This window comes from Streptomyces sp. NPDC025638, from assembly GCF_055558775.1.
Genome location: NZ_JBVHLX010000018.1, coordinates 25473 through 38435, shown reverse-complemented (window position 1 = coordinate 38435; position 12963 = coordinate 25473). Strand labels below are relative to the sequence as shown.

Annotated in this window: 16 protein-coding genes and 3 pseudogenes; 13 read left to right on the top strand and 6 right to left on the bottom strand. The window is 68.6% G+C overall.

Features of this window, described 5'->3' with window-relative positions; all coding sequences use genetic code 11:
* Positions 1-177: 177 nt before the first annotated feature.
* The gene (locus ACZ4EG_RS36750) at positions 178-1071 is read right to left on the bottom strand and encodes an ANTAR domain-containing protein (RefSeq protein ID WP_467793676.1); all 894 of its coding nucleotides are present in this window, start codon (positions 1069-1071) and stop codon (positions 178-180) included.
* A gap of 168 nt (positions 1072-1239) precedes the next feature.
* Here ACZ4EG_RS36750 and ACZ4EG_RS36745 point away from each other — a divergent pair, with 168 nt between their 5' ends.
* Entirely contained in the window at positions 1240-1572 is a 333-nt protein-coding gene (locus ACZ4EG_RS36745) for a helix-turn-helix transcriptional regulator (protein WP_453561781.1), read from the top strand.
* 67 nt (positions 1573-1639) lie between these two features.
* Here the strand turns inward: ACZ4EG_RS36745 and ACZ4EG_RS36740 are convergent.
* Positions 1640-3098, bottom strand: a pseudogene (locus ACZ4EG_RS36740) (aminotransferase class I/II-fold pyridoxal phosphate-dependent enzyme).
* 182 nt (positions 3099-3280) lie between these two features.
* Here ACZ4EG_RS36740 and ACZ4EG_RS36735 point away from each other — a divergent pair.
* The 6 genes from ACZ4EG_RS36735 to ACZ4EG_RS36710 all read left to right on the top strand — a co-directional run bounded on the left by ACZ4EG_RS36735 (position 3281) and on the right by ACZ4EG_RS36710 (position 6492).
* On the top strand, positions 3281-3607 hold the full coding sequence (locus tag ACZ4EG_RS36735; RefSeq protein ID WP_467793675.1) for a plasmid stabilization protein: 327 nt from the start codon (positions 3281-3283) through the stop codon (positions 3605-3607).
* Positions 3608-3871: 264 nt separating this feature from the next.
* Positions 3872-4432, top strand: a complete 561-nt coding sequence (locus ACZ4EG_RS36730; protein ID WP_467793674.1) for a hemerythrin domain-containing protein — start codon at positions 3872-3874, stop codon at positions 4430-4432.
* Positions 4433-4701: 269 nt separating this feature from the next.
* Entirely contained in the window at positions 4702-4917 is a 216-nt protein-coding gene (locus tag ACZ4EG_RS36725) for a hypothetical protein (RefSeq protein ID WP_467793673.1), read from the top strand.
* Between the two features lie 410 nt (positions 4918-5327).
* Positions 5328-5564, top strand: coding sequence for a hypothetical protein (locus tag ACZ4EG_RS36720; protein ID WP_467793672.1), 237 nt, complete (start codon positions 5328-5330; stop codon positions 5562-5564).
* Positions 5565-5933: 369 nt separating this feature from the next.
* Positions 5934-6290, top strand: coding sequence for a PRC-barrel domain-containing protein (locus ACZ4EG_RS36715; protein WP_467793671.1), 357 nt, complete (start codon positions 5934-5936; stop codon positions 6288-6290).
* A gap of 28 nt (positions 6291-6318) precedes the next feature.
* Positions 6319-6492 carry a hypothetical protein gene (locus tag ACZ4EG_RS36710; RefSeq protein ID WP_453561791.1) on the top strand — a complete coding sequence of 58 codons (174 nt, stop codon included), beginning with the start codon at positions 6319-6321 and terminating at the stop codon, positions 6490-6492.
* Between the two features lie 268 nt (positions 6493-6760).
* On the opposite strand, the pseudogene ACZ4EG_RS36705 reads toward ACZ4EG_RS36710, so the two are convergent.
* The 3 genes and pseudogenes from ACZ4EG_RS36705 to ACZ4EG_RS36695 form a co-directional block, all read right to left on the bottom strand.
* Positions 6761-7085 (bottom strand): annotated as a pseudogene (locus ACZ4EG_RS36705) (ANTAR domain-containing protein).
* 109 nt (positions 7086-7194) lie between these two features.
* Positions 7195-7419 carry a DUF5133 domain-containing protein gene (locus ACZ4EG_RS36700; protein ID WP_467793670.1) on the bottom strand — a complete coding sequence of 75 codons (225 nt, stop codon included), beginning with the start codon at positions 7417-7419 and terminating at the stop codon, positions 7195-7197.
* 331 nt (positions 7420-7750) lie between these two features.
* Positions 7751-8014: a GlsB/YeaQ/YmgE family stress response membrane protein gene (locus ACZ4EG_RS36695; protein ID WP_450823734.1), complete on the bottom strand. Its 264-nt coding sequence runs from the start codon at positions 8012-8014 to the stop codon at positions 7751-7753.
* 282 nt (positions 8015-8296) lie between these two features.
* On the opposite strand from ACZ4EG_RS36695, the pseudogene ACZ4EG_RS36690 reads away from it, so the two are divergent.
* Positions 8297-8949 (top strand): annotated as a pseudogene (locus ACZ4EG_RS36690) (phytoene desaturase family protein); the annotation flags it as partial.
* A 440-nt stretch (positions 8950-9389) separates the two neighbouring features.
* On the opposite strand, the gene ACZ4EG_RS36685 reads toward ACZ4EG_RS36690, so the two are convergent.
* Entirely contained in the window at positions 9390-10208 is an 819-nt protein-coding gene (locus tag ACZ4EG_RS36685) for a hypothetical protein (protein WP_467793669.1), read from the bottom strand.
* A 225-nt stretch (positions 10209-10433) separates the two neighbouring features.
* On the opposite strand from ACZ4EG_RS36685, the gene ACZ4EG_RS36680 reads away from it, so the two are divergent.
* From ACZ4EG_RS36680 to amaP, 5 genes are read left to right on the top strand one after another with little or no spacing between them, the layout of a single operon-like run.
* Positions 10434-10877 (top strand): Asp23/Gls24 family envelope stress response protein, encoded by a 444-nt coding sequence (locus tag ACZ4EG_RS36680; protein ID WP_453561819.1) that lies wholly within the window; start codon positions 10434-10436, stop codon positions 10875-10877.
* A 30-nt stretch (positions 10878-10907) separates the two neighbouring features.
* A complete protein-coding gene (locus tag ACZ4EG_RS36675; protein ID WP_453561798.1) occupies positions 10908-11099 on the top strand; it encodes a hypothetical protein in 192 nt (63 codons plus the stop codon).
* Between the two features lie 3 nt (positions 11100-11102).
* Positions 11103-11513: an Asp23/Gls24 family envelope stress response protein gene (locus ACZ4EG_RS36670; protein WP_467793668.1), complete on the top strand. Its 411-nt coding sequence runs from the start codon at positions 11103-11105 to the stop codon at positions 11511-11513.
* Positions 11510-12175: a DUF6286 domain-containing protein gene (locus ACZ4EG_RS36665; protein ID WP_467793667.1), complete on the top strand. Its 666-nt coding sequence runs from the start codon at positions 11510-11512 to the stop codon at positions 12173-12175. The genes ACZ4EG_RS36670 and ACZ4EG_RS36665 overlap by 4 nt, the downstream gene beginning before the upstream one ends.
* Positions 12176-12181: 6 nt before the next feature.
* Positions 12182-12778, top strand: a complete 597-nt coding sequence (amaP, locus tag ACZ4EG_RS36660; protein WP_467793666.1) for an alkaline shock response membrane anchor protein AmaP — start codon at positions 12182-12184, stop codon at positions 12776-12778.
* Positions 12779-12963 lie beyond the last annotated feature (185 nt).

Here is a 12963-nt window from a genome sequence, read left to right as displayed (position 1 = left end):
CATGTGCCTGGTGGGTTGACGCTTTCGTGTCGGGCGGCAGGGCCGTGTCGTTGTGCTGGTGGCACGAGGCGTCCTGCGTGTCAGCGGCCTTGGCCCCTCACCCTGCCCGGCGGCGGGCCGGGGCCGCGCCTTGTCTCTGGTGAATCGGCCTGCAAGGGCGATCCCGGAACGTCATGGTCACGAGCCCGGGGCCGCCTGGCCCTCGCTCTGGTGCCGGGCTGTCGGCTGGCTTCGGCCATGGCGATCGGCGTGATCACAGTGGACTGGGCGTTCTGTCACGGCTTGAGCCGACCCCGGCGACCACCCGGCCAGATGGACGGTACGGTCACCGTCCCCGTCCTCGTGGACAGGCTGTTCTCGTTGCGGGGAATCGGAGGGCGTGGCTCCGGCGCGGAGAGCGGTGACGGCTGCGGCCACCTGCTGCTGGACTGCGTCGGGGAGCGGCTGTCCCTGGACCGTGGTCACCAGGTTCTCTGCGATGTGAACGAGTTTGGTGTTGGTGTTCTGGGAGACGGCGACCAGCACACTGAAGGCGTCCTGGGCGGTGAGGCTGAACGTGGCCATCAGGACGCCTGTGGCCTGGTCGATAAGAGGGCGTGTCTGCATTGCCCGGCGCAGTTGAACGACCTCGGTACGCAGGTCCTCGTGGTCCAGGGCATCCTCCCAGCATGCTGCGGCCGTTTCGGGGGTGCCGGCCGACGGGCGTGGGGAGCAGCGCTGCAGCGTGAACAGGGGCCATGTGCCGGACGCGCTGAGCAGACGCTGCATCGGGGCGCTGGCGGCGCGGATGGTCAGTGTCTTGCCGGCCTTGAGGGCGTGGCGCCGGGCGGTGAGGAAACAGTTCAGGCCCGAGCAGTCGCAGAAGGCTATGCCGCTCAGGTCGAGGTCCACACCGCGCGTGCTCTGCCCGAGGGCGTGCCGCAGCGCGGTTTGTACTTCCCTTTCCGCGCTGAGGTCAAGATCGCCGCGGATCGTCACGAGGACGCGCCCGCCATGGGCCGAGGCATGGATCAGGAGATCTGGTGGTGTTGCTCGTACTGCTGTGGGGTGGTCGACCGGTGCTGAGCTCACGATCTTGACCTCCCTGGCTCGTTGCCGGGGAAGCATCAGCTCCCGCGTGGTGTCGTTGGCGTTCGCTTCCGGATCCAGGCTGTGCCAGCCCGCCGTGACCTGTCAAGAGATACCGGAATCTTATTTCATCCTTTTGGACACGTGAATGGTTGGGCCTACCCTGGCTGTATGGGAGAAGTACCCGAGCCACACGCGGGGTGGACATTCCTGACCAACCACGCCCGGGTGCTCGCCATGATCGCGAGCAACCACCGGCCCCGTGTCCGCGACATCGCCGCGCACTGCCGGCTCACCGAACGCGCGGTCCAGAAGATCATTGCTGACCTGGAGGCGGACGGTTACCTCACGCACGAGCGTGAAGGCCGTTCCAACGCCTATCACATCCGGCCGGGAACCATTCTGCGCCACCCGGCCGAGGCGGACCTGACCGTGGCGGATCTGCTTTCCCTGCTGGTCCAGCACGACGCTGAACACGCAGACGAGGCCGGGAGAACCGGATGACCGCCTGATCCGGCGCGCCGCAGCCACCACGGGAACACAGCCCGGCACCGCCGGTTCGGCGTGCGGATCAGTTTTCCGCGACGACGCGGACGGTGTTCAGGCGCTGGTCGGCTGCGTCCGGCAGGAACATGCCGGCTCTGACGCCGGTGGTGGGAGGTATTCCAGTACGGGCCCGGTCAGGCGTTCGCTGGGCAGGACGACGGGGCTGCCGGGCGGATACGGGGTGATCATTTCGGCGGCGATCCTGCCCGCGGCCTCGGCAGCGGGGATGTTGTGTGGCGTGCGAAGTAGGCGTCGCGTGGCAGCCGGACCTGGTCCAGCCGAAGGTCGGCCGGACAGGGGACGGCGACCTGAGGGGCACCTTGCAGTTCGGCGGCGTGGTCGCCCATATCGTGCAGGACGGTGAGAAGACGTGTGGTGGTCTGCTTCATCGGCGTGGGTGAGCTGGGCGCCAATGCGCCGGTGGTCGGCCAGGTGGACGTTGATGTGATGGTGCTCGCGCAGCCAGTCGGCGGCCCGGTAGCCGGTGGTGCCCAGGTTGCTGATGTCCATGACGACCGGCAGGGGTCGAAGCCGGCGGCGAGGTCGGGGCCGCAGAAGTCTGCCGCGTCGTTGACGTGGAAGCCGTCGATCGACTCGATGGCGATGCGCGTGCGTGCGGCCAGTTCCAGGGCCCGGCCGATGAGGGCGTGGCCGTGCTGGACCATCTGCCGACGCCAGGCGTCGATGCCGGCGTAGAGCAGGACGTTCGGGCTGGTCGTGCTGAGCAGGTCGGCCCGCGAGGCGAGTTCGGCGGGATCGATGAGGTCACCCTGGAGGTGGAACACCGAGCCCTGCCCCAGGCCGCTGCCCATCTTGTGGATGCTCGTCACACAGATGTCGGCGCCTGCGTCCATGGCCCATGAGGGCAGGTCGTCGTGGAAGGGGAGGTGCGCTCCCCATGCCTCGTCCACGATGAGCGGCTTTCCCCGGCGGTGACAGACCTCCACGATGCCCGTGAGGTCGGCCGCGGATCCGTACGGGGTCGGGCTGGTGACGAGAGCCCCGTCGGCATTGAGATGCTGCGTGAACGCCTTCTCGTAGGTGGCTGCGGACGGGGGATGGGCGATGTGCCGCATGGCGTCCCATTGGGGCTCCACCCACACCGGGTCATCGCCGGACAGGATGAGCCCGGCGATGACCGATTCGTGGGCGTCGCGCCCGACGGGAGCCTGTTGCCGGGGCAGGTCACCGCCAGCATGGCGGCCTTGACCGACAGGGAACTGCCGCACGTCGCGAAGAATGTGTGATCGGCATGCACCCCATCGGCAATGAGGTGCTCGGCCCGCTCCAGTACGCGGCCCCGGGTCAGCCGGTCGTCCAGACCGCCGTTGGCCAGGACGTCGCCGAAGAAGACGGTATCCCCGAGCACGGGGGTCCGCGCGGCGTGCCTGCTTGTGCCCGGGTGGCCTGAATCCCAGCTCGTCGGCGTCGTGATAGCGGGCGAGTGCGTCCAGGACGGGTGCCTCATCGTGGTTCAGACCCATGGGTTTGCGGTTCCCGAAACCGTGGCGGGCATGCTGGATGGGCCGTCCGGACGGGTATACGGCGCCTCGCGTGCGTTGGGGGCTTCACCGGGGAACTCGTAGTCCCGGACGAACGCCGAGATGAGCGGGGTGCCTACCGATATCCAACCCCGATCTCCTTGTTCAGGAAAGGAAGCAACACCATGCCGGCCGGATCGAGCTCCAAGCGGGAGCGGCAGTACGAGCACATCAAGAAGAGCGCCGAGGACCGTGGCGAGTCGACCAAGCGGGCCAAGGAGATCGCCGCGCGCACGGTCAACAAGGAACGGGCCAGGTCGGGTGAGTCGAGGACCGCCAGCAAGACCTCCACGCGTGACCCGAAGTCGGCGTCCCAGCGCGGCGGGCAGCGCTCGCACAGTGGCGCGGAAGGGCCCACCAGGGACCAGCTGTACGAGGAGGCCAAGAAGCGCAACATCCACGGCCGCTCCAACATGACCAAGCGACAGTTGCAGAACGCGCTCGGCCGCTGACAACCCGGCCGCCGGATTGAGCCCCACGGCCCCGAGGCCGGGCGGCGGTTTCCCTCAGCAGGGCCAGGACGTGCGGCCTGACCCTGCCGCTGCGGCAGCCGGGCTGTGCCGGACGCGGATGCAGATCATGTCGACGCCCAAGGGGATGGGTCTGATCGGGTGAGGTGCCAGGGCGCGGCTGCGCGTGGTGCGTGCGGGGTGGAATCAGTCTCTGCTGGGCGGGAGCGGCCCGCCCTGACACGACGGGAAAGAGGCGGATGCACGATGGGACATGGCGGGAACGTGCTCGAGGAGTTGATGACCGACCATCGAGAGGTCGAGGAGATCTTCGCCCGGATCGAAGAGATGACCGGTGGAGGGCAGGAACTGCGTGATCTCGTGGACGAGGTCACCATCGAGCTGGTGCGTCACTCGGTTGCCGAGGAGCAGTACCTGTACCCGGCGGTGCGCGAGTACGTCGAGGGCGGTGACCGGCTGGCGGACAAGGAGCTCGCGGATCACCGCCGGGTCGAGGAGATCCTCAAACAGCTGGAGCGGACCGACGCCGGCGACCCCCAGATGAGCCCGCTGCTGCAGCAGCTCATGGAGGAGGTGTCCGCCCACGTCCAGGACGAGGAGAACAACCTCTTCCCGATGCTGCGCCAGGCCTGCTCGTCCGGGATGCTGGGCGATCTCGGGGACAAGGTCCGCCGGGCCAAGGCCATGGCCCCGACCCGCCCGCACCCCTCCGCTCCCGACACCCCGCCCGCGAACAAGCTCCTTGCACCGGGCGTCGGCCTGGTGGACCGGGCCCGCGACTTCGTCACCGGCCGCGGCAAGTCCTGAGCCCACGAACCGCCGGCGGATGCAAGCGGGCCAGACATGCGAGTGGGCGGCGGGGGCAGTTGTGCTCGTACTGAAGCACCGCGACTCGTTCCTGGCCGTGTCCGCTGGGCAGGCCTGAGGGCTCGTCGCTGCTTCCGCCGGCGCGGTTCATCCCGTCAATGGTGTGGGCGGTGTGACCCAAGGCGCTCTGCCACGATTTGGGCGCCGGCGTCGTACCGGGGTGGGTGTCTGCGCATGCGGTGGCCCGGGTCGGGGCTGAGGCTGGGAGCGTGACGGAACGGTTGGTGATCGTGTCCGCGCCCGATGAACGGGGCGGCCGGGAGATCTGCGCGGACGGGAAGCGCCTGGGAACGGCCTATGGTCTGCGCGATCTGGCGGTGTTCCTTCAGGGTGCCGGGTGGCCTGGGGTCGATGAGCTGGATGTGGCCGAGTCGCCCTTTATCGAATGGCATGGCGGTGGCCCCGAAGTGTGGAGGCCCGAGTAGGCCCTGGGTAGGCCTATCCGCTGGAGTGCGGCCCGGGAGGCCGCTCTTCGTGCAGGTCGTCTACGGGCCCCTGACCTTGCGCGGTTGTCCCCGCCGGGAAAGGGTCCGGGCTGCCTGGTTCCCTCCACCTGGAGCCGGCCCGTCAACGTGCCGCCTTCTTGGGCGATTTGGAGGGCGGCGCTGGACGGGGGGAAAGCCTGGGGGCGTCCCTCTACCGCTGGAGTCGGCGGCCACCGCCGTCCCCTGATGCTCGCGCTTGCACCTTTGTCCCAAAGTCCGTTGACATCCTCACCCTCGAGGAATATGACAAAGCTAATAAAGCGCATAAATCTGCGCGCTTCTGGGTCGGTGGAACTCAGTGACCGACACCAGGAACTCCTTAACTGCACGCCGCAGGAGGAGGTGAAGACATGAACGACACCGAACAGACACCCCAGGAACCCGAGGCAACTCAACCTGAAGGCGAGGAGTCTGCGGCTGAGGCGGCGGAGGCCGCGGAGGGTGCGGAGGCGGAAGCCCCTGCGACCGGGGAGAGCGCGGAATCCGAGGCGACTGAATCTGAGGGCGAGGAGTCTGCGGCCGAAGCGAGTTCCGGGGAAACGGAGGCTTCGACGGACGAGGGCGAGGAGTCGTCCGACGGCGAGTGAGGGTGGCCGCATCTTGGTGAGGCGATCATCGTCATGGACATCGGCGAACGGTGTCCTGTTCAGCTGCCGGAGGAGCATGCTCGAGCGGCGGCATTCTCCTCTGGCCGCGTTTTCGTCCGCCTTCACGCGGAGGGTAGGCGTCGGCTGTCGGGTGCGGCGAAGCGGGCGCTGGAGCCCTGGGTGGCTACCGGCAATGGCTGGGGCCTGGTCGGTGCCCCTGTGCGAGTGTGGTTGAGGGTGGGGGAGGGCGTGCCAAGCCTCACGTCCGCGCATGATCTGCCGGAGGCGTCGGCGGCCGGAGTAAAGTGAAGGTGTGGTTCCACTCGCGTGTGGAGTTGCCCGCGGGTCAGGGGCTGCGAGGAGCGAGGCATGATCCACTCAGCCGACGTCCGCGAGTGGCGCAACCGCGATGTGATCGATCCCAGGGGCCGGAAGATCGGCGCTCTGGAAGCGGTCTATGTGGACACCGTCACCGACGCACCTGCCATGGCCACCGTCCGTACCGGGCTGCCGACCAGGCACAGGCTCGTCTTCGTCCCTCTTGACGAGGCGACTCTGGGACCTGGCTATGTGAAAGTCGCCCACGCGAGGGGGCAGGTGAAGAAGGCACCGTCCATCGGTATGGACGACGTCTTGCCGGTCGAGCGGGAACACGAGATCTTCGAACACTACGAGCAGCCGTACGAGTCCGGTGCCGAACACGGGCGCCGTCTGGCGCGTGGCTGACCGGCCCTGTCGGAGGATGTGGTCACCTGTGGCGCTCTTCCTCTTCCTGGTCCTCGTGGCGGTCATCCTGGGACTCATCGGCGTGGCGGTGAACGGGCTGTTCTACCTCCTGATTATCGGCGCGGTGGTGCTGGTGGCCGATGTGGTGCTGTTCGGCAGGCGCTGGTCGCGGCGCTCGCACCGGCATCACTTCGTGCGCTGACCTGCCGCCGGCGGGCGCCTCCCGTCATCCGGACAGGAGTTGCGGGACCGGGGTCAGACCGTGGCCGCGGTGGACACGCACATGACACCCAATGTGGTGATCACCCATCCGGCCTGCCGCACGCCGCGCTGTGGTTGAGCGGTCAGCCGGCCGCCCCAGCCGCGACCTCCGTTGCGGGTCGGCGCAGGCGGATGCCGGTGACGGCAGTGTGCCGGACGCTGCTGGGTGTACATCCTTTGAGGAAACGCAGCACTGGGTGGGTTGAACTTCATTCTGGCGGTGTGCCCGGAATCTGTGTCGGTCCATGCCGGTCGAGGGTAATCCTCCAGTTCGGCGCGGATCTGCGGGGGCATGTCGCCGGTGCGTCCCCAGATGAGGATGAGGTCCGCGACGTTGCGCAGCTTGATGTTGGTGTGCTGGGAGACCTCCTTCAGCACCTGCCACCCCTGGTCCGGGGTCACTCGGCCCAGAGCGACCACCATCCCGATCGCTTGGTCCACGACGGCGTGGGAGGCGACTGCCGCCTTCAGCTGGTGGACTTCTTCCTGCAGCTCGAAGATGCGATCGGCCTCGCCCTCGTCGCTCTCGCCCATGCACATCGTGTCACTGACGGACCCCTCGTGACGGGGCATCCGTCAGGACGGCGACGGCGCCACGGCGGCGGCCGCTGCTGACGATGCTGCGGGGCGCCCTGAGCGCTGTTCAGCGGTGCGGGGAACCGTGCTGTGCCATGGCTTCGGCCAGCTGCCGGCGGGCTACATACAGGGCTGTGTCCAGCTGGCGGGTGCCGGTGAGTACACACAGTGTGTAGGTCGCGTCCTCGAGCTGACGCGCGGTCTGTGGGCCGCCGCCGGATGTCGCCTGCCGCCTGAGTGTCTCGCACCGTTCGACCAGTTCCCGCAGGAGCGGAAGATACGCCGTCAGCATGGTGCTTGCCTCCGTCGTCGTCCGTCCGGACCATCCTTGCTCACTCATACGGTCGCAGCCGTCGGTGCCTGGCGCACCTCGGGACGGGGAAGCCTTGGGGGCCGCGCGGGTGGGGCCGGGGGCGCGCCCGCGGCCTGGTGGTGGCTACTGCGCTGAGGGTGTGCTGCGGGCGTTCGCCCTGGTGAGGTCCTGCGAGGAGTGGCGCCTTGGCCGACGGAGGCGAGGCGGTCCAGCCACTCCCTCAGCAGGCACTACCCCCGCCCGGCGGGGCACCCTGCCAGCGGACATGACCAGGTCCGCCGGCAAGCCTGTGCGTGGGGGATGCGAGTTGTCAGTGGCGCAGCTTCACCTTGCTGAGCGCGGCCACGCCGAGAGCGGCCAGGGCGATCTGGAAGAGCCATTCGATCCAGTCGACGCCCTTGGTGTCGGCGACACCGATACTCGATGCGATGGCCGTACCGATGAAGGCCGCGACGATGCCGATCACGATCGTCCACAGGATGCCGATGCGCTGGCGGCCGGGGACGACAAGCCGGCCGAGGACGCCGATCACGATACCGATGACGATCGCGCTGATGATGCCTGAGATCTCCATACGGTTTGGCACCCCCTCATGAGTTGGTGACCCACGAGTGCCCGCAGGAGCCGTCAACATTCCGCCTCTTTACCTGCTCGGCCGCGGCTGGGTCCGGTTTTGCCTTCCGGGCTTGACGCGGTGTGCCGGGCCGTGGTCAGCGGTCCGACCGGGATGGTGAGCATGGCGCGGCATGGGGCCGACAGGGTTTGTGCGTCGTGGCGGTGGCGCTTAGAGGCGTCCATGCAGACGGCCATATTGATCATCCGTCTCCGGCCGCCGCCGACGCCTTCCCCTGGCGGCGGCCGGATCCCCTGGAATGCCGAAGCGGCCGCCGGGGCCGGCACGGTGCACCTCGCAGATGGTGTCGACGACCTCACCCGATTCGCCGGTCAGCTCGCCACCGGGCAGGTACCCGACCACCCTTCACCCTCCTGGGACAGATGACGACATCGGATCCCGGTCGCTCAGCGGAGGGAACCGAGTCCGCCTGGGCGTACACGCACGTACCCCAGACCATCACCGCCGACGCCGGCGAGGACGACATCCACGGCACGTGGGACGAGCGCGAACAGGAAGCCATGGCCGACCGCATGGAACGGCATGTGGAGCCCTACGCCCCCGGCTTCCGCTCGCTGATCAGGGCACGCAGAATCCTGGCACCCCCGACGCTCCAGGCCCTCGATGCCAATCTGCACGGCGGCGCGATCAACGGAGGCACTGCCAGCCTGCACCAGCAGCTGATCTTCCGCCCGGTGCCGGGTACGGGACGCCCCGAAACTCCCGTCCGGGGCCTGTATCTGGCGTCAGCTTCCGCACATCCGGGCGGAGGAGTCCATGGCGCGTGCGGAGCCAACGCGGCTCGCGCGGCGCTCCACGCCACCGCAGGCACGGCCCGCGTACTCTCCGCAGCCCAGCGGCTGCTCGTCGGCCGACGCCGGATTCAGCAGACCTGAGCTTTGTGCCGACCGTCACCGTGGGCCGACGCCTCGTTGGCTTGCGCCTGGTGCGGGGTTGGATCGCGCCTACGCTCCCACCGCGCAGCGCGACACCCTGTAGCTCATCCCCTACCTGGGATCAGGAGCGGGCGGTATTCCTCGATCAAGCCGTCCGTGCACTAGAGCGCCCCGCTTCCGGGTTGTGCTCCGTGCGCCCAGTGGTCGACGAGACGACTCGGGACTGGCGAGTCCTTCCTCGGATCAACAAAGTCGGCGTGCCGGTCCGCTGATGCAGGCCCTGAGGAAGTGGGTTCCACGGCCTCGTGGATCTGGCTACGTTCTGGGCATCGCCGGACCTTTTCGGAGATCAGCCTCGAGCCCAGGGACAACGGCCGGCGTCGCCGCGCCGGCCGCTATCGAAGCCGCCGACTCGGGGTGTGTCTCGCCGGTCAGGTTCGTCAGCCCCTGGCCTCTACTGCCGTGACGATGACGGCGACGGTCACCGGGCCGGGGGCGTCGGCTGTCACCGCCGTGGTCACGACTGCGCGGACGGCGCGGGCGACGTCGAGGCAGCGATGGGTCGCGTCGGTCGCCAGCTCGATCTGGACGTGTCTCCCCGGGGGGTCGCTGCTGTCCCTGATGCGGACGGGGTGAGCGGGGCTTTCCCTGGTGTGGGGCATGAGCGGTGATGAAACGGCGGCCAGGCGGGTCACGCCGGGTACGGCCGCTGCCGCATCGGCCAGCAGTACGGCCAGTGCTCGTACCGGACTCTCGCCCGGTGACGGCTGCAGGGGGCCTGGAGCCGCGACGTGGGATGCCCCGGTTCGGGCATCTGTGATGGGGGAGGGGTGCTGTGGCGTGGTCCCGGCTGCCGGGGCTGAGTCGTCCAGGAGGTCTGTCACGTGCAGGTCGATCGCGGCGGTCACCAGTCCTAGGCGTTCGTGCGACGCGGTGAACAGCGCCTGCCGCAGCTGCTCCGCGGAGTCTGGCAGGGGCTGCCCGGCCGGTGCCGAGAATTCGGTTTCGATGCGCAGTGGTCCCGGCGGCAGTGCGGTCCAGGGCGCCGGAACGGAAGGCTCCGCCGCTGTTTCCGGGTCGTCCAGACGCACGCGCACCGTGCCCAGCTGGGCTCCGGATACTTCGTAGGCCGCGCGGCTCAGCGCCTCGCCGACCGCGCTCTCGGTGATCCAGGCGCCGTCCTCGGGTCCGCCGAGCGGGAGGAGGCGGCCGCGGCCGATCTGCTGTCGTACGGTCGGCGCCCACCTGTCCGACGCCATCGCCTCTCACCCCTTCCGTATCCCGGTGTCCAGACACGACCGGAGCCGCCTCTCATGTGGCCGCTCACGCCATCCGCCGAGCAAGAGGGGACTACGCGTCCTGGACTTTCCTGATTGCCGACTAATCGAGCTTAACGTGGGGACTCGGATAAAGGGTTCTGAAAGGTAGAAGAGGTGACGATTATGGCTGAGATGGGACAGCAGAACCAGCGCGCGCCCCTCGGCATGAAGGTGGCGGCGGAGACCGCCAAGAAGAACGTCGCGGCGGGGCGGGGCGAGCCCGGCGGGCGGGGCCGGACCACCATCGCCGACGGCGTCGTCGAGAAGATTGCCGGGATAGCGGCCCGCGATGTGGTCGGCGTGCACGCGATGGGCAGCGGCATCTCCAGGGCCTTCGGTGCCGCGCGGGAGCGCGTGCCCGGTACCAGCAAGTCCGTCTCCCGCGGCGTCAAAGTCGAAGTCGGCGAGACGCAGACGGCGATCGATCTGGAAATCGTCATCGACTACGGCGTCTCGGTCGCGGACGTGGCGGCCGCCGTGCGGGAGAGCGTGATCTCCGCCGTCGAGTGGATGACAGGCCTGGAAGTCGTCGAAGTCAACATCGCGGTCAGCGACGTGAAGCTCCCCGACGAAGAGGACGAAGAGGAAGAGCAGCCACGGCTGCGGTAGCCGGTCTGGTGAATCACGAAGGAGCGCACGATGAGCATGGCCGTGGTGGGGTTGCTTGCCGGTATGGGGCTCGGCTTCGCCGGCTATTTCGGCGGCTTCGGAGCTTTTCTCCTGGTGGCGGCGCTCGGCGCCGTGGGGTTCGTCGCCGGAGGACTTGCGGACGGTGACTTTGAGCTCGGACACTTCGTCCGCAGCCGCGATCGCGTCGACCGGCGGCGGTGAACGGTGTCGCAGCCGCAGACCGCCCCTCCGGCGGCGGTACCCAGAGGCGCGCGCGGTGCGACCCGGGTCGCCGATCGAGTCGTCGCGAAGATCGCCTCCCAGGCGGCGCGTGAGGCACTCAGCAGGTATGGCGAGTCCGCGCCGTCCGTCTATTCCGGCCGCTCGAAGCCGCACGCGACCGTGTCGGTGCGCCCTGCGCCCGAGCGGGAGCATGTGTTTGGCCAGGCGCGGGTGCACGTCGTGCTGGAGCTGGGATATCCGTCCGATATCGGTGCCCAGTGCGGCGCGGTCCGTCGCGCAGTCAGCGAGCAGGTCAGCCGACTGGCAGGCGTGAAGGTTCAAGAAGTCGTGGTGACGGTCGAGCAGCTGCACTCGCCACACACGCGGGGCGTGATGACCGGGAGGACCAGATGAGTGAATTGGAGCCGGAGGCTGCCACCCAGCGAGTGGTGGCCGGCGACATGGAGCGGCCTCGTCCCACCCTGGCCGACAAGCTCGAACCAGGCGCACCGGCCACCGTGCAGCGTGTGCGCCGGTTCTGGTCCACGCGACGCGTGCCCGCCGCGATCGTGGCCCTGCTCGCAGCCGCGGTCACCGGGCTCCTCCTGTACGACGTGGTGGCCGTCCGGGCCGGCCGGCCGGCGATGAGCTGGCGGCGCAGTCTCGCCGACGAACTGGCGTCCCGCCCCCTCGACGACGGCTGGATGATCGGCGGCGCAGCGCTGGCGATGGCCGTTGGCCTGTGGCTGCTGGTCCTTGCGGTGACCCCGGGACTAAGGCGGCTGCTGCCGATGCAGCCGCCCGCTGATATGCGGGCTGCCGACATTCGAGCCGGGCTCAGTCGCTCCGCCGTCGCACTCGTGCTGCGCGACCGGGCCATGGAGGTGCCGGGCGTCCAGTCGGCCCGGATCGATGTGGGCCGCCACAAGATCAGAGCGAGGATCCGGTCCCACTTCCGTGATCTCGAGGAGGTCCGGGCAGACCTGGAATCGGCACTGTCAAACGGCGTACGGCAACTCGGGCTCGCCCGGCCGCCGGCCCTGTCCCTTGACGTCCGACGACCGAAGAAGAGGTGACAACACATGATCAGGACGGTCAACCGGGTGCTGCTGGCGCTGATCGGGGCCGGCCTGTTCGTGCTGGGCGCTACGGTGTTGCTCGGCGGGCTCGACCTCCAGCGACGGTGGAACTTCCAAGTGCCCACCTGGTGGCCCTTCCGGGGGCCCCACGACGTGGTGCTCGGAGTGGAGGGGCGGACCCGGTTCCGGGACCACCTGTGGTGGTGGCCCGTCGTCATCGCCGTGCTGGCCCTGCTGCTGATCCTCCTGCTGTGGTGGCTGCTGACCCAAATGCGCAGGCACCGCCTAGCGATGACCCTCGTCGACAGTGGCGACGGAGAAAGCGCCCGACTGCGGGGAGGAGCGCTGGAGTCCGTCCTGTCCGCCGAGGCTGAAGCCATGGACGGCATCGCGCAGGCCCACGTACGGCTGACGGGCAGACCCGATGCGCCTGTCGCGCGAGTAGATATACAGCTCGAAGCGCACGCCGAACCGACGAAGGCCCTGGATCAACTGAGCCGGGAGACGCTGCGCCACGCCCGAGAATCCGCGAGCCTGAGCAGCCTCCCGGCCGAGGTCCGGCTCGGCGCGGTCCGCCACCGGGCCCGACGCGTGACATGACGACGACCCTCTTTCCGGCTTGTCCTCCAGTCGTCCTCCACCTGGTCCACCCGCACCTGCCTCCACGTGCCGCTTTGCCGCGTTCGATCCCCGCGAATCGCATCGCGTTACCACAGGACTGCGGAGGGTGACGCTTCCATGGGCCATTAACACCCGATTCGTCTGCGGTTGAAGGGTGCGTGGTT